Source organism: Clavibacter capsici (assembly GCF_001280205.1).
GTDB classification, from domain to species: Bacteria; Actinomycetota; Actinomycetes; order Actinomycetales; family Microbacteriaceae; genus Clavibacter; species Clavibacter capsici.
This window is the reverse complement of sequence record NZ_CP012573.1, coordinates 1,245,233-1,266,643: the sequence shown is the minus strand read 5'-3', so window position 1 is coordinate 1,266,643 and position 21,411 is coordinate 1,245,233. Positions and strand designations below refer to the sequence as shown.

Genomic DNA, 21,411 nt, shown 5'->3' with positions numbered 1-21,411 from the left:
CGGTGTGGGATCGTGACCGGCCGACACCGGGTCACGATCAGATGACGGGCGGCCTGCCCGCGCGCGTCATGCGGAGGACCGTCCGCCACGACATGGGCCGGCGCTCCCCCGGCGAGGTCGCCCAGCCCTCCCGCCAGCCGCGCAGCCACGTCCCGAGCCCGTCCCGGTCGCGGGCGCTGCGGAGCAGCTGCACCGCCGTCCACGACCCCACGTAGAGGGGGACGAGGACGAGCGGGAGGTTCCGACGGGCGAGCCACACGCGGTTGCGCGCGTTCAGCCGGTGGTACTCCGCGTGACGGGTGGGCGCGACGGCGGGGTGGTGGGCCACCAGGTCACCCGCGTACCAGGCGTGCAGGCCCTGGTCCCAGATCCGCCAGGCCAGCTCGATCCCCTCGTGCGCGTAGAAGAACTCCCCCGCCCAGCCGCCGGCCGCCTCGAAGGCGTCGCGTCGGACCACGACCGCGCCCTCGAGCACGGAGAGGACCGCGCTCGACGTCGCGGGATCGCCCTTGCGGATGCGCGGGATCCAGCGGCGCGGCGTCGCGGCGCCCGTCGGGTCGACGATGCGGGGCTGCACGAGCGCGACGTCCCCGAGACGCCGCATGAGCGCGAGGGTGTCGGCGAGGAAGGTCGCGCTCGGGACGGTCTCGTCGTCGTCGAGGAAGAACAGCGTCGTGCCGCCGACGTGCGGCACGCCGGCGTTCCGACCCGCGGGGATGCCGAGGTTCTCGGGGAGGTGCACGCCGCGGACGCCGTCCGGGAGGCCTTCCGGCACCCAGCCGTTGCCGACGACGACCGCGTCGATCACGACGCCCTCCTGGCGGAGCACCGACCGCAGCGACGCGGCCAGCCCCTCGGGTCGTCGGCCCTGGCTGAGGACGACCACGCCGACGCGCGGGAGGTCCCCGGTCACGCGGACGTCAGCCGACGGGAGGTGACGATCATCACGAAGTGCCCGACGAGCGCGAGCACGGCCAGCGGGACGAGCGCGACGAGCAGGACCCGATCGGTGACGGGCTGCCCTGCCACGAGTCCCACGAGCGAGACGACGAAGACCACGATGGTGAGCTCGACCGAGTGGAACATCCGGTGGAAGGGGAGGAACCGCACCGCCCTTCGCGCGATCGCGACGAGGGAGTGCTGCGACGCGACCGTGCTCGCGCCGACCGGCGCCTTGGGCAGGTCCGCCGATGCCCGGGCGACCCGCACCATGTCGTTGAGGGCCTTGTTGAGGACGATGACGAGCGCCAGGGCGAACGCGAGCGTCGTCCAGGGGAGGTCGCCCGGCGCCTCGAAGGGGTAGGCGGCCGCGCGGATCCCGAGCGCCAGCGCGATCAGCGTCTCGGTCGAGTAGTGCCCGACGGCGTCCAGGAAGTGGCCGACGGGCGACGACGTGCGGCGCCAGCGCGCCACCTCCCCGTCGCAGCAGTCCACCAGCATCTGGAGCTGGCCGAGGACCAGCGCGAGGGCCGCCCCGCCGATGCCGGGGATGAGCAGCGCCGCGGCGGCGGCCCAGCCCGTGAGGATCATCACCACGGTGACGCCGTTGGCGCTGATGCGCGTGCGGAGCAGCAGCCACGTGAGGTACGGCGAGAGGTCTCGCAGGTAGAGGTGCGCCGTCCAGTGCTCGGCGTTGGCGCGGAGCCGCACCTCGGGCGGCTGCGTCACGCGCCGGAGCTCGGCGATGGAGGTGGGCAGGCCGCGATCGCCGGCACCGGCTGCTCCGCTCATCGACCCGTGTGCCCGTCGAGGTCGTCGGTGAGCTCGAGGAAGCCGAGCACGAAGCCGGTGCCCCAGCTGAAGTGGATGGACGGCAGCACCGCGGCGAAGCGCAGCATCGTGGCCGCACCGTCGCGCGAGGCGACCGTCACGGTGCTCACCAGGACGAAGCCGGCGTAGACGCCGGGGACGACGAACGCGCCGACGAGCCGTCGCAGCGCCGGGACGCCGATGGCGGGTCCGACGAGACCCGCGATGCCCAGCACGAGGCCGGCGGCGACACCGGCCACGGCCACGGGCGGGACGAAGTAGCGCACGGAGTTCTGCCGCGTGTAGCGCCGCGCGAGCTCTCCGCGCCACAGGCCGGTGGCGAAGAACTGGCGGACCAGCGAGCGGAACGTCGAGCGCGGGCGGTACGTCACCTTCATCCGCGGCGTGAACCACACGAGGCCGCCGCTCTGGCGGAGGCGGCGGTTGAGCTCCCAGTCCTGACCGCGGCGCACGCCCTCGTCGAAGAGGCCGACCTCGACCAGGCGGTCGCGCCGGAACGCGCCGAGGTACGCGGTCTCCGCCGGGCCCTCCTTGCCGCCCACGTGGTGGGCGGTCCCGCCGAGCCCGACGCGCGCGCCGTAGGCCCGCGCCACCGCCTTCTCGAACGGGGTGCGCCCCTCGGCCGACATGAGGCCGCCGACGTTGTCGGCGCCGGTCGCCTGGAGGGTCTCGACGGCGATGCGCGTGTAGTCGTGCGGGAGCAGGGAGTGCGCGTCGACGCGGATGACGATGGGGTGGCGCGTGGCCCGGATGGCGGCGTTGAGGCCGCCGGGGGTGGATCCCGTGGGGTTGTCGACGCTCGTGATGCGCGGATCCTCGCGGGCCATCTCGCGCACGACCTCGGTGGTGCCGTCGGTGCTGGGGCCGAGGGCGAGGACCACCTCGATCTCGCCGGCGTAGTCCTGCCGCATCATGCTGCCGACGGCGGCGCGCACATGGTCCGCCTCGTTGAGGATCGGCATGACGTACGAGACGGCGGGGAGGCCGCCGGTGCTGCCGGCGACGGGGTCGCGTCGCGGGTGGTGCGCCATCTGAGCCGATCTCTTGAGGGAGGTGCGGCCGGGGCCAGTCGGGGGCCGAGCCTCGCAGGAGTTTACCAGCCTCCCCGTCGGCGGCTCGCCCGCGGACACGAGGAGGGGCGGACCGGCATCAGCCGATCCGCCCCTCCTCGTGTGCCCGCCTACTGCTGCAGCGTGCCGAGCTTCACGTCGATCTGCTGCTTCTGACCGCCGCGGAGGACGGTGAGCTCGACGTCGCTGCCGCCGGCGAGAGCCCGCACCTGCGCCGTGAGGTCGCTCGCCTTCCCGATCGGGATGCCCCCGAACGCGGTCACGATGTCACCCTGCTTCAGGCCGGACGAGGCCGCGGCGCCGCCGCTCTGCACCTCGGCGATGAACGCGCCGCCGACCGGGGTGGACGAGTCGCCGCTGGCGACGTCGCGCACGCTCGCCCCGAGGAGGCCGTGCGATGCCGTGCCGTCCTGGATGATCTCATTGCCGACCCGCTTGGCGAGGTTCGACGGGATCGCGAAGCCGACGCCGATGCTGCCGGACGTGGAGCTGGTGCCACCTGCGTTCGCGATCGCGACGTTGACGCCGATGAGCTTGCCGTCGCCGTCGAGCAGGGCGCCGCCGGAGTTGCCGGGGTTGATCGCCGCGTCGGTCTGGATGACGGCGAGGTTGATGGTGGCCGCCGGCTGGCCCTGGGCACCCGAGCCGCCCTGTCCGCCCTGGCCACGGGATCCGCCCTGGCCCTCGTTGCCGAAGGGCCAGAAGTTGAACGGCGTCTCGTCGCTCTGGCTGCCGTCGCCGGGTGTCTGCGGAGCGGCAGACGAGGCGACCTGGATGCTGCGGTCGAGAGCGCTCACGATGCCGTCGGTGACCGTGCCCGACAGGCCGAGAGGAGCGCCGATGGCGATGGCGGTGTCGCCGACGTTGAGCTTCGACGAGTCCGCGAACTCGATGGGGGTGAGGCCGCTGGCGTCGTCGAGCTTGATGACGGCGAGGTCGACGACCGGATCCGTGCCGATGAGCTTGGCCGTGTACATGGCCCCGTCCGCGGTCTTGACCTTGATGGTCGCGTCGCCGGTCTGCCCGTCGAGCGTCACGACGTGCGTGTTCGTGAGGATGTAGCCGTCGCTCGAGAGGATGACCCCGGAGCCGGTTCCCCCGGCCTGTGCGCCCGCGACGTCGATCGTGACCACGGAACCGGACACCTTCGCGGCGACCGCCGTGATGGGGGTCGCGTCGTCCGGGTCGTTCACCGTGATGTTCGCGGGCGACTGGCTGACGGACTCGGTGGAGTCGTCATCGTGCGCGATGGCCCAGGTGGTGAGCCCGCCGGCCGCCCCGCCGATGAGCGCGCCGACCGCGAGCATGGCGACGAGCGGCAGCGCCTTGTTCGTCCTCTTGCGGGGAGGCGCCGTGGTGGTGCCGTCCGGAGAGGGTCCTGCCGTGGTTGCCGCGGCGGCGGTCTCCGGGGCGAGGCCGGAGGGCGCGATGGGAGCGGATCCGTAGGCGAGGGTTTCGCGCTGGTCGTCACCGGTCGGGGCGGGGTGCGCTGCTGCTGCGGGGCCGGCCGGGGCGGGCCAGGCTGCTCCGTCGCCGGAGGCCTGAGCGGGAGATGCCGGCTCGGACGACGAGCCGTCGACGCGGCCGTCGACGTCGCGGCCGCCCTCGTGCTCGTCCGCTCCGGGGGTTCTGTCGGTCATCGGTGGTGCTCCTCTCGGGTGCTGCCAGCATTCCGGGCGAGTCTGTGCGTTCTCTATGGCTGCCCTGACAGCCGGCCGCCCAGCATCCGCCGGATGAACCGCTGGACATCGGGCCGCGTCCTCCGCGACTCGCATGCTGGGTAGAGCGTACGCGGCGTGCGCATGGAGTCCCGCGCGCCTCGAGGCCCGCGTCTCGGGCTCAGCATCCGGGGCCGGCGTTCCGTGTGCCGCACGCACCCCCGACCAGGACCGTGGACCCCTGCAGCACGTGGATCGTGACCGGTCCGACCTGCACCGGCAACGTGCCCGGGATCTGCTGCCACCCGCCACCGTCGAACCGGTAGCTCGGCGCATACGCGATCGTGAGCGTGACCTGCCGGTCGCCCATGCTCGGGTACACGTGGCTCGTGTCCGTCGTGGTGAAGTCCTGCTGCCCCAGCTGCTTCCACGACGCACCCGGCCCGTCCGTCGTGCTGATGGTTCCATCCCCGTAGTTCCAGGTGAACGACACCGGCACGAACCGCACCTGCGCCGGCCGACCCAGCAGCGTCCCGTCGACCACCTGCGCCGACGCGTCCGTGAGGAGGTTCACCGGCGCCCCGACCAGCGCCCACCCGTTCGGCTGCGACCGGATGGACGCCGACCTCGGCACGAACCGCGCCACGTCCGCGAGCGTCACCCCGGGAACAGTCGGCGCCGCGGGCGCCGGATCCGCGGGCTTTCCCGGCCACGTCGCCGGCGGCAGGAACGCATGCTGCCCATCCCGGCACATGCCCCCACTCGACAGCCGCTCACCCGGCGAGCACGACACGTCCACATCCGCCGCCGACCGCCCCCGCGGCACCGGGTCGGCAACCACGGGCGGAGACTCTCGTGCGTCCCGCGGGACGACGGGAGCCGCGTCTTGATTCGGTGACCCGCTCGGCGGGGAGCTCGACGAACCTTGGACGATGACTCCGCCTGCCCCGATCTCCGCGCCCACGCACGACGAGCTGCCCAGCCCGCGACGAGCGCATCGTCCGTCATCCGCATGCACCGCTGGAGCGACCAGCACCACGAGTGCGAAAGAGACCGCGAGCCCGAGCGGCGCCCTCACCCGCATGCGTGGACTTTGTCGTTCGGCACCAGATCGCTGATGCGCCATGATCCGTTCCCGTCGATGTCGACGGCCTTGAGCTGCAGAGAGACGGCGGGACTCCTCTGAGGGGTCACGTCCTTCCCCTGGGCATCGAGCACTCGGGTCCCGCTGATGTCCAGGCAGACCTGCGCGACCATGTACCCGGCCCCCCGGTCGGTCACACGGAAGCCGTAGTACGTGTCCTTCCCATCCACCGTCTCGTGCGCGGATTGGTATTGCACGACCTCGCGCTCTTCATCCGAGAGGGCGTCTCCCGTGAGGAACGGGCGCAGCCCCTCCGTCGACTCACCCTGGAATGGCAGGGCCAGGAAACCAGACAACAGGCCCTCGAACGTCTGGTCGTCCTGTTGCTCCTGCGTGAGGGACGGGGTGGAGGTCGGCTCGGGATCCGCAGGGGGCGACGCCGTGCATCCGGCCAGCAGACACCCGGCGAGCACCACCGTGAGCCCGGCCACCGCCGCTCCCCCTCGTCGTCGCAGTGGCAGGTCGCGCGGTCGCTCGTGCAAGGTCGTCTCCCCCGGGCCGTTCGGATCCCGCGCGGAGGCCGGCGCGTGGAGGCCGGGCGTCGCGGGTGCAGGCAAGGTAACGGGGCGGGGGCGGCGGGGACGGCATCGCTCCACACGGCGAGCGCGCGCCACCGGCTCGGCTACATGGGGAGGGATGCCGGGGACCGCGGCGCGCCATGATGGGCGCATGACGATTCCCGGCGCATGGGTGCGCGCGGCACGCGGGGCCATGCTGCTGGGGCCGGACGGTGCGCCGGGCACGACGGTCTTCGCGGAGATGAGCGCGCTGGCCGCGGCGACCGGGGCGATCAACCTCGGGCAGGGGTTCCCGGACGAGGACGGGCCGCACGAGGTCCTCGAGGCAGCGCGTGCCGCGATCTCCGCGGGGATGAACCAGTACCCGCCGGGCCGCGGGACGCCCGAGCTCCGCGAGGCGATCGCCGTCCACCAGGAGCGCTTCTACGGCCTCGGGGTGGATCCCGACACGGAGGTCCTCGTCACGGCGGGCGCGACCGAGGCGATCGCCGCGACGCTGCTGGCGCTCGTCGAGGAGGGCGACGAGGTCGTGACGCTGGAGCCGTTCTACGACGCGTACGGCGCGCTCATCTCCCTCGCCCGTGGGATCCACCGCACCGTGCCGCTCCGGGCGCCCGGCTTCCAGCCCGACCCGGACGACCTCCGGCGGGCTGTCTCGGACCGCACCCGCGTGATCCTCCTCAACGACCCGCACAACCCGACCGGCACCGTGCTGAGCCGTGAGGTGCGCGAGCTCGTCGTGGAGCTCGCGATCGCCCACGACGCCGTGATCGTCACCGACGAGGTCTACGAGCACCTGGTGTTCGACGCGCCCCACGTCCCCGTCGCCACGCTCCCGGGGGCGCGGGAGCGGACGGTGTCCATCTCCTCGGGCGGCAAGACCTTCCGCACGACCGGCTGGAAGATCGGCTGGCTGACGGCGCCTGCGCCGCTCGTGACGGCGATCCTCGCGGTGAAGCAGTTCCTCACCTTCGTGAACGGCGCGCCGTTCCAGCCCGCGATCGCCACCGGCCTCGCGCTGCCCGACGCGGTGTACGACGGCATCGCCGCGGACCTCCGGCGCAAGCGCGACGTGCTCGCCGCCGGGCTGACCGCGGCCGGCTTCCGGATCCACCTGCCCGCAGCCGGCTACTTCATCGTGGCCGACGCCGCACCCCTGGGGTTCGCCGACGCCCGCGACCTGTGCCAGCGCCTGCCCGGCCTGGTCGGGGTCGTGGGCGTGCCGCTGTCGGCCTTCTGCCGGCCGCCGCTCGCGGTCGAGCACGCATCCCTCGTCCGGTTCGCGTTCTGCAAGCGGATCGACGTGCTCGAGGAGGCGGCCTCCCGCCTCGCCGCCCTCGCGGACAGGACCACCTGAGCCGGCACCCTGGTACCACGGGCGGCGCCGAGGCCGGGTCCGGAGGGGGGACGCCCGCCCGGGAGCCCGCCCCTAACGTGGATCACGCGGGCGCTGGGCCCGCGCAACCACCCTGAGGAGGCAGCGCGCATGATCGTCGCTGAGAACCTGACCAAGCGCTACGGCGCGAAGACCGCCGTGGACGGCGTGAGCTTCACCGTCCAGCCGGGCATGGTGACCGGATTCCTCGGTCCGAACGGCGCCGGCAAGTCCACGACCATGCGGATGATCGTCGGGCTCGACAGCCCCACGTCGGGGTCCGTCACCGTCAACGGCCACCGCTACCGCGACCTCCGGGCACCGCTCCACGAGGTCGGCGCGCTCCTCGACGCGAAGGCCGTGCACACGGGTCGGAGCGCCTACAACCACCTCCTCGCCATGGCCGCCACGCACGGCATCCCGCGCACCCGCGTGAACGAGGTCATCGAGATGACGGGCCTCCAGCCGGTCGCCAAGAAGCGCGTCGGCGGCTTCTCCCTCGGCATGGGGCAGCGGCTCGGCATCGCCGTGGCGCTCCTCGGGGATCCGCGCACGCTGATCCTCGACGAGCCCGTCAACGGGCTGGACCCCGAGGGCGTCCTCTGGGTGCGCAACATCACGCGGTACCTCGCCGGCCAGGGCCGCACCGTGCTCCTCTCCTCCCACCTCATGAGCGAGATGGCGCAGACCGCCGACCACCTCATCGTCCTCGGCCGTGGTCGCGTGCTCGCCGACGCGCCGGTCGCGGCGGTCGTCGCCGGGGCCACGAGCGGGCTCGTCCGCGTGCGCTCGCCCCACGCCGACCGCCTCGGGCAGGCCGTGGCACGACCCGACGTCGTGGTGACGAGCGTCGAGCGCGACCTCATCGAGATCACCGGGCTCACGGCCGCGCAGGTCGGCGACGCGGCGCTCTCCGCCGGCGTCGCGCTGCACGAGCTCACGCCCGTCACCGCGTCCCTCGAGGACGCCTACCTGTCGCTCACGCAGGGCGACGTCGAGTACCACAGCGCCGCAGTCGGCACGGCCGAGCAGGAGATCGCACGATGACCGCCACCACCACGCCCTACGCACCCGCACCGGTGACCTCGGGCCGGCCCACGCTCCCGCGCCTCATGCGCTCCGAGTGGATCAAGCTCCGGACGCTGCGCTCCACCATCTGGTGCTTCGCGCTCGTCTTCCTCCTCCTCGCCGGCTTCTCGGCGCTCTTCACGCCGTTCGTGGTGGACCAGCTGCGGTCCCAGATCTCCCTCCCCGGCGCCCCCGCGTCCGACCTGCTCGTGTCGGTGGGCCTCAGCGGGGTGACGCTCTCGATGCTCGTCGCCGGCGTGCTCGGCGTGCTGGTCATCAGCGGCGAGTACTCGACCGGCATGATCCGCTCGTCGTTCAGCGCGGCGCCGCGCCGTCTCGGCGTCATCGCGGCCAAGGCGATCGTCTACACGCTCGTGACCTTCGTCGTCACCGCCGTCGCGGTGGCGGCCGCTCTCCTGATCGCCCGCGGGTACTTCGCGTCGGCCGGTGCCGAGGTCGACGTGCTCGACGGCGACTTCCTCCTCGCGGCCCTCGGCGGCGTGCTCTTCGTGGTCCTCATCGGGCTCATGGGCTTCGGCTTCGGGCTGCTGCTGCGCAACGGCGCCGCCGGGATCGGCGCGCTCGTCGGCCTCGTCCTGGTGGTCCCGATCGTCGGCTCGCTGCTCGGCGGCGTGCTCGACTGGGTCGCGAAGCTCGAGCCGTACTTCCCGCTCAGCGCGGGCAACCGGCTCTACAGCACGGGCACCGGGGCTCCGGGCGAGCTCGAGTTCTGGCAGGCGCTCCTGGTCATGGTCGGGTGGGTCGTCGTCATCCTCGTCCCCGCCGTGGTGCTCGCACGGAAGCGGGACGCCTGATCGACGCGGACCGGAGGACGCCGTCGGGCGCGGTGGACGCCGCGCCCGACGGCGTCCGCCTGCCCACCCCGCCCGGCGCGTTCCGCGGCTGGATGGGACGGCACCCGCGGCTGGTCGACGGGACCATCGCCTTCCTGTACACGTGGGTCTCGATCGCCGCCGGTGCCGCCTCCGGCACCAGGTCCTCCGTCCCCGCGGCCGGGGTCGTGCTCGTCGTGCTCTCCCTCGTCATGGGCGCGACCCTGATGCTCCGCCGCAGCCGCCCCGTGACGGTGCTCGCCGTGAGCGCCGCCTGCGCCACCGCGGGCGCGACGCTCACCGGCGCGTTCGACGGCGGCGCGATCCCGCTCGCGCTGTACGCGGTGGCGGTGCACGGGTCGTCGCGGCGCGCCTGGATCGGGCTCGGCGGCGCCTCGCTGCTCTCCGGCGTGATCGTGCCCCTGACCGTCGGGACCGGGCCGCTGGCGCTCTCGGCCGCGTCGATGCTCATCATCAACCTGATCCCCATGCTCATCGCGACGCTCATCGGCACGAACGTGGGCGGACGCAAGCGGTACGTGGAGGCGCTGCGGGACCTCGCCGTGCAGCTCGCCCGCGAGCGCGACCAGCAGGCGCGCCTCGCGACGGCGGCGGAGCGGACCCGCATCGCGCGGGAGATCCACGACATCGTGGCCCACGGGATCACCGTCATGGTCACCCTCGCCGACGGCGCCGGCGCGAGCGCCCTCGCCCGCCCGGAGCTCGCGCGCGACGCGATGCGCGAGGTGGCGGACACGGGCCGCACGTCCCTCTCGGAGATGCGGCGGATGCTCGGCGTCCTCGCGGAGGAGCCCGGCGCCGTCGACGCCCCGTCGCTCCGCGCCCCGCAGCCCGGCCACGCCGACCTCGCCGCCCTGGTCGACTCGTTCCGCTCGACCGGGCTGCCAGTGCGGTTCACGAGCACCGGCACCCCGCCCGACGACCCGGGACGCCAGCTCGCCGTCTTCCGCGTCGTGCAGGAGTCGCTCACCAACGTGCTCCGCTACGCCCCCAACGCCGACCGCGTCGACGTGCGCGTCGACCACCGGCCGGACGAGATCACGGTCGAGGTCACCGACGACGACGTCACCGGCCCCGTCGTGCCGCCCGTCCCGGGGAGCGGCCGCGGGCTGGTCGGCGTCTCCGAGCGCATGGCCGTCTACGGCGGCACCGCGTCCGCCGGGCGCCGCGACGCCGGCGGCTGGCGGGTGCTCGCCCGGATGCCGAGCGGCCTCCACGACGTGCGGCCCGGCGACCCGCCGCGATCCCCCGCCCCCGACACCCGACGACCGCCCACCCCGGAGGACCGATGACCGACAGCCCCGCCCCCGTCCGCGTGCTCATCGTGGACGACCAGGCGCTCGTGCGCATGGGCTTCCGCATGGTGCTCGACGCCGAGCCCGGGATCGAGGTGGTCGGCGAGGCCGCGGACGGACGCGCCGCCGTGTCCCGCGTCGGCGAGCTGGCGCCCGACATCGTCCTGATGGACGTGCGCATGCCCGGGATGGACGGGATCGAGGCCACCACGGAGATCGTCGCCAGGCACCCGGCCACGCGCGTCATCGTGCTCACCACGTTCGACCTCGACGAGTACGCGTTCGCGGGCCTCCGCGCCGGCGCGAGCGGCTTCCTCGTGAAGGACACCCGACCCGAGCACCTGATGGAGGCGATCCGCGCGGTGGCGGACGGCGACGCCGCCATCTCGCCCCGGGTGACGCGCCGCATGATCGAGCTGCTCGGCCCCGCGATGCCCGCGACCGGCGGCGCGGCGGGCACGGGTGACGGCGCCGCCGACCCGCGCCTGCGTCCGCTGACCGCCCGCGAGCTGGAGGTGCTCACGGCGCTGGCCGAGGGGCTCACCAACCAGGAGATCGCGGGCCGTCTGTTCCTGTCGGAGTCCACCGTGAAGACGCACGTGGGCCGGGTCCTCGCGAAGCTCGAGGTGCGGGACCGGGTGCAAGCCGTGATCCTCGCCTACGACTGCGGGCTCGTGCGGCCCGGTGCGTGACGGGGGCGGATCGCGGTCGTCGGCGGCGCTCATCACGGGAGAGGATGGACGAGCCGGCCGGACGCCGGGACGAGACGTCGGGAGCGCGATGACCACGAAGGCCCGGGACGCGCGCGTCCCCCGACCGATGCCCGACGCGCGTCGCGCGGCCGACCCGCCCGCGGGCGACCCCGGAGCCGGCACGAGCACCGGATCCGACACGAGCCTGCTGGAGCGCGCGTCCACGCCGCCGGTGTGGAGCTGCGTGGTCTGGAACGACCCCGTGAACCTCATGACGTACGTCTCCTACGTGTTCCGCAGCTACTTCGGCTTCACGCGCGAGCGCGCCGACGAGCTCATGCTCCGGGTGCACGAGGACGGCCGGGCGGTGGTCGCCACGGGGATCCGCGAGGAGATCGAGCGCCACGTCCTCGCCATGCACGGCTACGGGCTCTGGGCGACCCTCGAGCGGGTGGACGCGTGAGGGCCTTCCGCGCGCGGCCGGACGGGACGGTCGCCGCGCACCTCGAGCCGCACGAGGTGCAGATGCTCCGGGGGCTCCTCGGCGAGCTCCGCGGGATCCTCGACGAGGGCACCGCGACCGACGGCGCCGCGTCCTCCGCGCCGTCCCCCGTCGCGGAGCGGCTGCTGCCCGACGCCTACCCGGACGACGCCGAGGCGTCCGCGGAGTTCCGGCGCTTCACGGCCTCCGACCTCACCGAGGCGAAGGCCGCGAACGCGACCACGGTCGAGGCGACCCTCGCGGAGGCCGACGCCCGCCAGGCCGGGCGGCGCGGGCTGCTCGTGGTGCTGGATCCCCCGGGCGCGCAGGCCTGGCTCCGCACCCTCAACGACCTCCGGCTCGCGATCTCGGTGCCGCTGCGGATCGACGAGGCCGACGGCTGGCGCGACCGCGCCCCGCGCGAGAGCGCGAGCCTCTACGACTGGCTGACCTTCGCGCAGGGCTCGCTCATCGAGGCCGTCGACCGCTGAGCGTCGGCCGCGCACCCGCGGCGCACCGCCTCCAGGCCGGGCTGCGGCGAGCATGATGGAGGGGACCCGCGGATCAGCCGGCCCGTCGGGTCCCGTCCGCAGGAGAGGAGCAGCATGCGCGTCGTCGTCATCGGAGCGACCGGGAACCTCGGGACCGGGGTGCTCCGGCGCCTGCACGCGGCGGGGGCCGAGATCGTGGGCGTCGCGCGGCGCATGCCCGACGCGTCGCTCGAGCCGTACTCCGGGGTCACCTGGCGCCTGGCCGACATCGGTGCGGCGGGTGCCGTGTCCGGGCTCGCGGCGACCATGCGCGGCGCCGACGCCGTGATCCACCTGGGCTGGGCCCTGCAGCCGAACCACCGCGAGCGCGTGATGCACCGCACCAACGTCATCGGCACCGCCCACGTCCTGGAGGCGGTCGCGCAGGCGGGCGTGGCGCAGGTGGTCGTCGCGTCCTCCGTCGGCGCCTACAGCGCCGCGCCGAAGGACCGCCCGCGGGACGAGACCTGGCCCACCGGCGGCATCCACACCTCCCACTACTCGCGGCACAAGGCCGAGAACGAGCGCGCGATGGACGCCTTCGCGACCGCGCACCCCGACGTCGTCGTGACGCGCATGCGCCCCGGGCTCGTGATGCACGACGAGGCGGCGGCCGAGATCGCCGGGCTCTTCCTCGGGCGCTGGATCCCGACCCGCTGGCTCGGCCTCGCCACCCGCACCCCGGTGCTCCCGCTCCCCCGCGAGCTGGTGTCGCAGGTCGTGCACAACGAGGACGTCGCCGACGCCATCTGGCGCGCCGTCGAGCGCCGCGCGCCCGGGGCCTTCAACATCGCGGCCGATCCGATCGTCGACCCCGCGCTCGTCGGGCGCCTGCTCGACGCGCGCGTCGTGACCGTGCCGCTGCCCGCGCTCCGCGCGCTCGTGTCCGCCAGCTGGCGGGCGCGCGTGCAGCGGACGGATCCGGGCTGGATCGACATCGCCGCGAACGTCCCCGTCATGTCGACCGCGCGCGCCCGCGAGGTGCTCGGCTGGACGCCGACGCACACGGCGGAGCAGGTGCTGACCGAGTTCGGCCGCGCCTTCGTGCACCGCACCGGCCGCGAGGGCTCGGCGCCGCTCGCCGGATGACGGAGGACGCGGACTTCGTCGCGGCCGCGCTCGAGCGGGAGGGCGCCTGGTACCGCGCCGAGGCGGAGCGCGAGCGGCTGCGGTCGGACCTCGAGTTCGTGGGCGCGTCGGTCGGCGCCGTCCGCGGCACGGTCCGGGACCTCGGTCGCCGGCGTCCCGGGATGACGCGGGACGAGGCCGTCGCGCTGGCCTCGGAGCTCTGGCGGTCGCGCGTGTACGAACGGCGGCTCGCGGCGGTGGTGCTGCTGCAGGAGCACGTCGGGCGCCTCGACAACGGCGACCTGACGCGGATCGAGGGCTTCGTACGGGACGCGCGGCTGCGGGCGCTCGTGGATCCGCTCGCCCTCGACGTGATCGGCCCGCTCGTCGAGCGGCTGGCCGGGTCGCCGCGCGCCAAGGCCGACGCGGCGCTCGACCGCTGGGCCGGCGAGGCCGACGTGTGGCTCCGTCGGGCCGCGCTGCTCGCGCCGACGCGCCCGCTCCGGGCGGGCGGCGGCGACTGGGACGGCTTCCTCCGTCGTGCGCGGGCGGCCCAGGCGGCTCCGCGGGGCGGGCACGACGTGGTGCGCGAGGCGGTGGAGCGGGTGCGGGACGTCGTGCGCGAGACGCGGCCCGACCTCGCCGCGGATCCCGTCCCCGGCGACTGACGCCCCGCGCGCGCCCGGGTACGTTCGGGTCATGACCTTCGACGACGACGCCCGCATCGACACCAGCAAGGTCACGCGTCGTCGCGGCCGAGGACGCACGACCGGGGTCGCGGCGGGCGGCGCGGGCCTGCTCGTGGTCGTGGCCGTGATCCTCGTGCAGCAGTTCACGGGCGTCGACCTGTCGGGGCTCGTCGGCGGGGCGGGCGGCGGGCCGGGCACGGGATCCGGACAGCAGCAGGACGAGGCGATCGAGGGCTGCACGACCGGCGCCGAGGCGAACGCCAGCGTCGAGTGCCGGATGGCCGGCGCGGCCGACTCCCTCGACACGTACTGGACGACCGCGGCGCCCGAGGCGGGCGTCGCCGACTACGTCTCCCCCGGCTTCTCCCTCTTCGACGCCGCGACCAGCACCGGCTGCGGCGAGGCCTCGAGCGCGACCGGACCCTTCTACTGCCCGCCGGACCAGCGGCTCTTCGTCGACACCACCTTCTTCGACGAGCTGCGCACGCGCTTCGGCGCCTCGGGCGGGCCGCTCGCGCAGATGTACGTCGTCGGGCACGAGTGGGGCCACCACATCCAGCAGCTCTCGGGCGCGTTCGACCGCGCCGACCGGACGGGCACCGGCCCGGCGTCGGACTCCGTGCGGCTCGAGGTGCAGGCCGACTGCTTCGCGGGCGCGTGGGTGGGGGCGGCGTCCGGGATCCGCGACGACGCGGGCACGGCGTTCCTCGAGCCCGTGAGCCCGGCCGAGGTCCGCGACGCGCTCGACGCGGCGGCCGCGGTGGGCGACGACCGGATCCAGGCGGCCAGCGGCGGCGAGGTCGACCCGCACACCTGGACACACGGATCCGCCGAGCAGCGCCAGCGCTGGTTCGAGGCCGGGCGCGCGGGCGGGCCGACGGCGTGCGACACGTTCGCGGTGCCCGCCGCGCAGCTCTGAGGCGCCCCGCTACTCCTCGGTCGGGGCGGGCGGATCCGTGCGGAACCCGACCAGCCGGTGCGTCCCGTCGCAGTAGGGCTTGATCGAGGAGACGCCGCAGCGGCACAGCGCGACCGTCTTGCGCGTGCGCGGCACGGGCCGGCCCTCGGGGTCGACGATCTCGAACTCGCCGCGCACGAGCAACGGGCCGTCCGGGTACGCGATGATCCGGGGCGGCTCCGCGGCGGCCGGGCGCGCGGGCGCCGGGACGCCCCTCGCGTCGTCGTCGGCGGGGAGCGCGCTCACGCGGCGGTCACGACGGCGGCCGTCGAGCCCTCCCGCAGCGACGACCGGCCCGCCTGCCAGCTCGCCAGCACGTGCGCGCCGACCCAGCCCTCGACCTCGAGGCACGCGGCCGCCCCGAACAGCACGTCGTCGAGCAGCCGGGGCTCCGACTCCACGAGCCCGCCCGCGAGGTCGTGCGCCGCGATCTGCTCGTGCACCGCGTCGGCCTCGACGTGCTCGTCGTAGTACCAGGCGACGTCGTCGCCGAAGCCGAGGCGGCGGATCCCGCTCGCGTAGAGGCGGCTGGGCACGCTCGACGTCATCTCGAACGCGGCGAGGTGGCCGACGATCGCACCGCGGAGGCGCCGGTGCAGACCGAAGAGCGACATGGCGTTGGAGGACGCGAGCGTGATCGCGGGCACGTCGTCGAGGTGGGCGCCGTAGCGGTCGTCGAGGCCGACGCCGCGGAGGGTCGCGCCGAAGATCGTCGCGTGCACGCGCTCGGGCCGGCCGCCGCCATACTCGTCGGCCTGGATCTCCACGAGCGCGGCCTTGGAGCGGCCCCGGAGGCGCGGGATCGCCCAGGAGTGCGGGTCGGCCTCGCCCAGCGTGTAGATCGAGCGGTGGACGAGGAACTCGCGGAGCTGCCCGACGGTGGCCTTCCGCGCGACGAACCGCGAGAGGGACGGGCCGGAGTCCGCCGAGGTGAGCGCGAAGAGCGCGGCGGCCACGCCCGCGGACGTGGGCTCGGGGCGCTCGGGGACGGGGACGCGCTCGCGCAGGGCGGCCTCGAACGCGCGCTCCAGGATCCCGCGCACGGCGATGAGCCGCGGGTCCCACTCGCGGTCGTCGTCGACGCCCTCGAGGCCCGCGTGGTGCAGCTCGTAGAGGCAGAACAGGGCCAGCTGGACGTCGTCGTCGCGGACCACGTCGTCCGTCGCGGCGAGCGCCTCCACCGCGAGGGCGGCGAGGTCGGGGGCGGGCGCGTCGGCGCCGGCGTCACCGTCGGATCCGCGCGCGACCGGCGTGGAGGATCCCCCGACCAGGTCGGCGAGCAGGGCCGCGCTGAGCGGCCCGCGCGCGGCGGGGAGGGGCGACGGGAGGGTGCGGACCGCTTCGTGGGCGGTGTCGAGCAGATCGGTCATGCGTCCACCCTGCTCCGCCCCCGGTCGGCCCGGCCGGGCGTGTCGGCATGTCCCCCGGGCAGCGGTAAGGGATCGCCGATCGCCCCGCCGCGGGCCGCTGCCGGGTCCGCGCATCCGGGATACTGCGGGGAGGCCCGCGCGCGACGGGCGACGGCCGGCGCGAGGAGGTGCCCCATGCGACGCGGCACCAACCTGCCCGCCATCGGCGGCTACAACCGCACGGTGGTGCTCGACGCGGTGCGCCGCGCCGCCGAGGGCGCCAGCCGCTCCGAGATCGCCGAGCGCACGGGGCTCAGCGCGCAGACCGTCACCAACGTCACGCGCCGCCTCATCGACGAGGGGCTGGTGCGCGAGGGCGGCACCGTGATCCGCGGACCCGGCAAGCCGCGCACCCTGCTGCACCTCGTGGCCGACGGGCGCTTCGCGGTGGGCGTGCACGTGGATCCCGCGGTCATCACCTCGGTGCTCCTCGACCTCGAGGGCACGGTGCTCCGCCACGTCAGCAGCCCCACCCCGTCCGCGTCCCGCCCGGACGAGGTGGTCGCGCTCGTCGCCCGCCTGGTGGACGGCCTCATCGCGGACGCGGGCGTCGACCGGGGGGCCGTGCTCGGCGTCGGGCTCGCCGCACCGGGGCCCATCGACGTGGGGGCGGGCCTCGTGCTGGATCCGCCGATGCTCCCCCGCTGGCGCCACGTGCCGCTGCGCTCGGCGCTCAGCACCGCGACCGGGCTGCCCGTGCTCCTGGAGAAGGACGTGACCGCGGCCGCCGTGGCCGAGCTGTGGTTCGGCACCGGGGATCGCCGCCACCTCGCGTTCGTCTACTACGGCACGGGGTTCGGCACCGGGTTCGTGCTCGGCGGCGAGCCCGTGCGCGGCGCGAGCTCGAACGCCGGGGACTCCGGGCACATCATGGTCGCGTCGCGCGGTCGACGGTGCACGTGCGGACGGGTCGGCTGCGTGGGCGAGCTGATCACGCCGCACGCGCTGGTCCGGCAGGCCGTCGAGGGCGGCGTGCTCGCGGCCGGCGACGTGTCGGACGCGGCCCTCGCGGAGGCGGCGGCGAGCGGCGACGCGGTCGACATGCGGCTCATCGGCGAGGCCTTCCACGTGCTCGCCGCCCGGGCCGACGCGGAGGACGGGCCCGCGCGCCGGATCGTGGAGACCGCCGCCCGGAACCTGGCGCGCGCCATCGTGATCCAGGTGAACCTGCTCGACCTCGACGAGGTCGTCTGCGGGGGGCCGTTCTGGCACCCCGTCTCGCGCCTGATGCTGCGGGTGCTGCCCGAGGAGGTGCGCCGCTCCCCCGCCCTCATCGCGAAGCACCCCGTGCGGGTGGTCGAGTCGGCCGTGGGCGAGGACGTCGCCGCGGTGGGCGCCGCGTGCCTCGTGCTCGACAACGCCTTCTCACCGCGTCCGTCGGCGATGCTCATCCACGGCTAGCGACGGCATGCGTCCGCGGATGGTCACCAGGATGTCTTGACATGGATTAGTCCATACGTTTGGCTAACCCCGACGACCCGCGACGACGCCGGCCGTCCGAGCCAGTGGAGCAAGGGAGCACCATGATGAATCGAACGCCTCGCCGCAGGACGCGAGCCCGCATCCTCCAGATCACGGCGGCCTCCGTCGCCGCCCTCCTCCTCGCATCCGGCTGCTCGGGCGGCGCGGGCGGCGGCGACGGGAAGACCCTCAAGGTCGCGTACCAGAAGTTCGGGACGTTCACCCAGATGGACGCCCACATGAAGGAGACCGCGAAGACCTTCGAGGCGGCGAACCCCGGCATGAAGGTGGAGTTCGTGCCCATCGCCGCGCAGAACGACGACTACTTCACCAAGCTCGCGCTGATGAACCGCTCCGCCTCCACCGCCCCGGACGTGATGTACGAGGACACCTTCAAGGTGAAGTCCGACGCGGCCGCCGGCTACCTCCTCCCCCTCGACGACCAGGTCGCGAAGTGGGACGACTGGTCGGAGTTCTTCGACTCGGCCAAGCAGGCGGGCGTCGGCGAGGACGGCAAGGTCTACGGGATCCCGATGGGCACCGATACGCGCGCCCTCTGGTACAACAAGGACCTGTTCGCCCAGGCCGGGCTCCCCGTGCCGTGGGAGCCGAGGACGTGGGACGACGTGCTCGACGCCGCGAAGACGATCAAGGCGAAGCTGCCGGACGTGGTGCCCATCAACGTCTACTCGGGCAAGCCCCAGGGCGAGGGCGCGACGATGCAGGGCTTCGAGATGCTGCACTACGGCACCCCCACGGGCACCCTCTACGACGACGCGACAGGCAAGTGGATCACCGGCTCCCAGGGCTTCGAGGACTCGCTCGGCTTCATCCGCGACGTCTACCAGGGCGGCATCGGCCCGAAGCCCGAGGAGGCGCTCGACACCAACATCGGCACCATCGTCGCCGGCCAGTGGCTCCCGCAGGGCAAGCTCGCCATCGACCTCGACGGCTCGTGGCTGAGCGGCACCTGGCTCGAGACGGGCACGAACCCGTGGCCCGAGTGGAGCGACGTGATGGGCCAGGCGCCCATGCCCACCCAGGACGGCCAGGCACCCGGCGCCGTGAGCATGTCGGGCGGCTGGACCCTCGCGGTCGGCGCGAAGACGAAGGCCCCGAACAAGGCGTTCGAGTTCATCGCCGACGCGCTCGACAAGGAGGGCTCGAAGTCGTACGACATCGCGGCCAGCCAGATCGCGGTCCGCAGCGACGTCGCCGAGGATCCCGAGTACGTCGCCTCCAACCCCACGTTCGAGTTCTTCTCCTCGATCGTCGACACGACGCACTTCCGTCCCGCGACCACCGACTACAGCCGCATCTCGAACGCCATCACGGTCGCCATGGAGTCGGTGATGACCGGCCAGCAGACGCCCGAGGAGGCCGCGGCCGCCTACGACCAGGCGCTCGTCGGCATCGTCGGCGAGGACGGGACGCAGAAGGCCGAGGACTGATCCGTGGCCACCATCGCCCCCGTCCCGGTGCCCGTCGGCCGCCATGCCGGCCGGCCGGACGCGGGGGGATCGGGCCGCGGCCCCGGGGCGGGCGGATCCGCACCGGTCCGCCCGGGCCGCGCCCGCTCCCACGCGCTCCGCACCGGCGCGCGCACGATCCCGCTGCTGCCCTCGATCGTCCTGCTCGCCCTGTTCCTCCTCGGCCCCGTGATCTCGAGCCTCTACGGCTCCTTCACGGATGCGTCCCTCACCGGGTACGCGGCCGGCGGCGCGCGGTTCATCGGGTTCGACAACTACACCGCGCTGTTCGCGGATCCCGACTTCCCCAAGTCGGTGCTCCTCACGCTGGCGTTCGTGTTCTTCTCCGCGGTCGTCGGGCAGAACGTCGTCGGCCTCGGGCTGGCCCTCCTCATGCGGCAGGGGAACCGCGTGGTGCGCGCGATCGTCGGCACCTTCGTGATCGCCGCCTGGGTGCTGCCGGAGATCGTCGCCGCGTTCGCCGCGTACGCGTTCTTCAACGACGACGGGACGCTCAACACGATCCTGGGCTGGTTCGGGATCGAGGGCGCGAACTGGCTCTACGGGCTGCCGCTGCTGTCGGTGATCCTCGCGAACGTGTGGCGCGGCTCGGCCTTCTCGATGCTCGTGTACTCGGCGGCCGTGCAGGAGGTGCCGCCGGAGATCACCGAGTCGGCCGAGGTCGACGGCGCGACCGGCTGGCAGCGGCTCGTGTTCATCACGCTGCCGGTCATCCGCCGCAGCATCTCGACGAACCTGATGCTCACCACGCTGCAGACGCTCTCGGTCTTCACCCTCATCTTCGTGATGACGGGCGGCGGCCCGGGCACCAGCAGCTCGACCCTGCCGATCCTCGCCTACCAGGAGGCGTTCCAGTTCTCGCAGCTGGGCTTCGGCACCGCGATCGCCACGATCATGCTCCTCGTCGGAGCGGTGTTCTCGGTGATCTACATCAGGGCGCTGCGCCCGGAGGTGGACTGACCATGGCCGTGACCACGATGACCCCGCCCGCCGCCCGGCCGGTTCGCGCGAGGCGGTCGGCCCGGCCGCCGGGATCGCGCATGACCTCGCCGAGCGGCCGCGTGATGCGCCTCGTCGCGAACGGCGTGCTGGTGCTCGTCGCGCTGTGCTTCGCGGTGCCGCTCGTCTGGCTCGTGCTCGCGTCCGTCGACCGGTCCGCCACGCTGTCGGCGAAGGTGCCCGCCGAGTTCACGCTCGACAACTTCACCGCGGTGCTGACGCCCGAGATCTCCTTCATCCCGTTGATGAACAGCCTCGTGCTCTCGGGCGGCTGCGCCGTCGTGACGGTGGTGGTCGCGATCCTCGCGGCGTACCCGCTGTCGCGGTACCGGATGCGGATCACCAAGCCGTTCCTCTACGGGATCCTCTTCGGCACCTGCCTCCCCATCACCGCGATGATGGTGCCCGTCTACAGCCTCTTCGTGACGCTCGACCTCATCGACTCGATCGGCGGCACGGTCTTCTTCCTCGCCGCGACCAGCCTGCCGATGGCGATCTGGATGGCGAAGAACTTCATGGACTCCGTGCCGATCTCGCTCGAGGAGGCGGCGTGGACCGACGGCGCGTCGATGATGCGCACGCTCACGCACATCGTCGTGCCGCTCATGCGGCCGGGGATCGCGGTGGTGTTCATCTTCGTGTTCATCCAGGCCTGGGGGAACTTCTTCGTGCCCTTCATCCTGCTGCTGAGCCCGGACAAGCAGCCGGCCGCCGTCAGCATCTTCGCCTTCTTCGGGCAGTACGGGTCGGTCGCCTACGGCCAGCTCGCGGCGTTCTCGCTCGTGTACTCGGTGCCCGTCATCGCGCTGTACGTGCTCGTCTCGCGCACGCTCGGCGGCTCCAACGCGCTGGCCGGCGCCGTGAAGGGCTGATCCGTCCGGG

22 protein-coding genes are annotated in these 21,411 nt (G+C 73.7%); 14 read left to right on the top strand and 8 right to left on the bottom strand.

The genetic code is table 11. The annotated features are described in order from the left end of the window. Positions 1-37: 37 nt before the first annotated feature. From AES38_RS06000 to AES38_RS05975, 6 genes are all read right to left on the bottom strand, one after another. On the bottom strand, positions 38-913 hold the full coding sequence (locus AES38_RS06000) for a glycosyltransferase family 2 protein (RefSeq protein ID WP_053774206.1): 876 nt from the start codon (positions 911-913) through the stop codon (positions 38-40). Further along, positions 910-1,731 (bottom strand): CDP-alcohol phosphatidyltransferase family protein, encoded by an 822-nt coding sequence (locus AES38_RS05995; protein ID WP_053774205.1) that lies wholly within the window; start codon positions 1,729-1,731, stop codon positions 910-912. Before AES38_RS05995 ends, AES38_RS06000 begins: the two co-directional genes overlap by 4 nt. Beyond that, positions 1,728-2,801 carry a glycosyltransferase family 2 protein gene (locus tag AES38_RS05990; RefSeq protein WP_053774204.1) on the bottom strand — a complete coding sequence of 358 codons (1,074 nt, stop codon included), beginning with the start codon at positions 2,799-2,801 and terminating at the stop codon, positions 1,728-1,730. The genes AES38_RS05995 and AES38_RS05990 overlap by 4 nt, the downstream gene beginning before the upstream one ends. 149 nt (positions 2,802-2,950) lie before the next feature. Then, complete coding sequence (locus AES38_RS05985; RefSeq protein ID WP_053774203.1) at positions 2,951-4,480, bottom strand: S1C family serine protease; 1,530 nt, start codon at positions 4,478-4,480, stop codon at positions 2,951-2,953. A 199-nt stretch (positions 4,481-4,679) separates the two neighbouring features. Then, the gene (locus AES38_RS16285; RefSeq protein WP_244629246.1) at positions 4,680-5,159 is read right to left on the bottom strand and encodes a PKD domain-containing protein; all 480 of its coding nucleotides are present in this window, start codon (positions 5,157-5,159) and stop codon (positions 4,680-4,682) included. Between the two features lie 413 nt (positions 5,160-5,572). Then, positions 5,573-6,073, bottom strand: a complete 501-nt coding sequence (locus AES38_RS05975; protein WP_244629245.1) for a hypothetical protein — start codon at positions 6,071-6,073, stop codon at positions 5,573-5,575. Between the two features lie 238 nt (positions 6,074-6,311). Between AES38_RS05975 and AES38_RS05970 the strand changes: the two genes are divergently transcribed. The 10 genes from AES38_RS05970 to ypfJ all read left to right on the top strand — a co-directional run bounded on the left by AES38_RS05970 (position 6,312) and on the right by ypfJ (position 15,131). Continuing rightward, on the top strand, positions 6,312-7,517 hold the full coding sequence (locus AES38_RS05970; protein ID WP_053774200.1) for an aminotransferase class I/II-fold pyridoxal phosphate-dependent enzyme: 1,206 nt from the start codon (positions 6,312-6,314) through the stop codon (positions 7,515-7,517). A 129-nt stretch (positions 7,518-7,646) separates the two neighbouring features. Beyond that, complete coding sequence (locus tag AES38_RS05965; RefSeq protein WP_053774199.1) at positions 7,647-8,582, top strand: ABC transporter ATP-binding protein; 936 nt, start codon at positions 7,647-7,649, stop codon at positions 8,580-8,582. Continuing rightward, a complete protein-coding gene (locus AES38_RS05960) occupies positions 8,579-9,418 on the top strand; it encodes an ABC-2 transporter permease family protein (RefSeq protein WP_053774198.1) in 840 nt (279 codons plus the stop codon). The genes AES38_RS05965 and AES38_RS05960 overlap by 4 nt, the downstream gene beginning before the upstream one ends. A 32-nt stretch (positions 9,419-9,450) precedes the next feature. Continuing rightward, on the top strand, positions 9,451-10,749 hold the full coding sequence (locus AES38_RS05955; RefSeq protein ID WP_242430817.1) for a sensor histidine kinase: 1,299 nt from the start codon (positions 9,451-9,453) through the stop codon (positions 10,747-10,749). Further along, entirely contained in the window at positions 10,746-11,444 is a 699-nt protein-coding gene (locus AES38_RS05950; protein WP_053774197.1) for a response regulator transcription factor, read from the top strand. The genes AES38_RS05955 and AES38_RS05950 overlap by 4 nt, the downstream gene beginning before the upstream one ends. Before the next feature lie 88 nt (positions 11,445-11,532). Next, complete coding sequence (gene clpS, locus AES38_RS05945) at positions 11,533-11,907, top strand: ATP-dependent Clp protease adapter ClpS (protein WP_053774196.1); 375 nt, start codon at positions 11,533-11,535, stop codon at positions 11,905-11,907. After that, complete coding sequence (locus AES38_RS05940; RefSeq protein ID WP_053774195.1) at positions 11,904-12,416, top strand: DUF2017 family protein; 513 nt, start codon at positions 11,904-11,906, stop codon at positions 12,414-12,416. Before clpS ends, AES38_RS05940 begins: the two co-directional genes overlap by 4 nt. Positions 12,417-12,530: 114 nt before the next feature. Further along, the gene (locus AES38_RS05935; RefSeq protein ID WP_053774194.1) at positions 12,531-13,544 is read left to right on the top strand and encodes an NAD-dependent epimerase/dehydratase family protein; all 1,014 of its coding nucleotides are present in this window, start codon (positions 12,531-12,533) and stop codon (positions 13,542-13,544) included. Next, positions 13,541-14,191, top strand: a complete 651-nt coding sequence (locus AES38_RS05930) for a DNA alkylation repair protein (RefSeq protein WP_053774193.1) — start codon at positions 13,541-13,543, stop codon at positions 14,189-14,191. The genes AES38_RS05935 and AES38_RS05930 overlap by 4 nt, the downstream gene beginning before the upstream one ends. A 31-nt stretch (positions 14,192-14,222) precedes the next feature. Continuing rightward, entirely contained in the window at positions 14,223-15,131 is a 909-nt protein-coding gene (ypfJ, locus tag AES38_RS05925; protein WP_053774192.1) for a KPN_02809 family neutral zinc metallopeptidase, read from the top strand. A gap of 9 nt (positions 15,132-15,140) precedes the next feature. Here the strand turns inward: ypfJ and AES38_RS05920 are convergent, their stop codons facing one another. After that, a complete protein-coding gene (locus tag AES38_RS05920; RefSeq protein ID WP_053774191.1) occupies positions 15,141-15,416 on the bottom strand; it encodes a CDGSH iron-sulfur domain-containing protein in 276 nt (91 codons plus the stop codon). After that, positions 15,413-16,540, bottom strand: a complete 1,128-nt coding sequence (locus AES38_RS05915) for an iron-containing redox enzyme family protein (RefSeq protein WP_053774190.1) — start codon at positions 16,538-16,540, stop codon at positions 15,413-15,415. Before AES38_RS05915 ends, AES38_RS05920 begins: the two co-directional genes overlap by 4 nt. A 174-nt stretch (positions 16,541-16,714) precedes the next feature. Here AES38_RS05915 and AES38_RS05910 point away from each other — a divergent pair, with 174 nt between their 5' ends. From AES38_RS05910 to AES38_RS05895, 4 genes are all read left to right on the top strand, one after another. Next, on the top strand, positions 16,715-17,980 hold the full coding sequence (locus tag AES38_RS05910) for an ROK family protein (RefSeq protein WP_053774189.1): 1,266 nt from the start codon (positions 16,715-16,717) through the stop codon (positions 17,978-17,980). Between the two features lie 122 nt (positions 17,981-18,102). Next, positions 18,103-19,491: an extracellular solute-binding protein gene (locus AES38_RS05905; protein ID WP_053774188.1), complete on the top strand. Its 1,389-nt coding sequence runs from the start codon at positions 18,103-18,105 to the stop codon at positions 19,489-19,491. Between the two features lie 3 nt (positions 19,492-19,494). After that, a complete protein-coding gene (locus AES38_RS05900; RefSeq protein ID WP_053774187.1) occupies positions 19,495-20,490 on the top strand; it encodes a carbohydrate ABC transporter permease in 996 nt (331 codons plus the stop codon). 2 nt (positions 20,491-20,492) lie between these two features. Then, positions 20,493-21,401: a carbohydrate ABC transporter permease gene (locus AES38_RS05895; RefSeq protein WP_081001853.1), complete on the top strand. Its 909-nt coding sequence runs from the start codon at positions 20,493-20,495 to the stop codon at positions 21,399-21,401. The last annotated feature ends 10 nt before the right edge of the window (positions 21,402-21,411 follow it).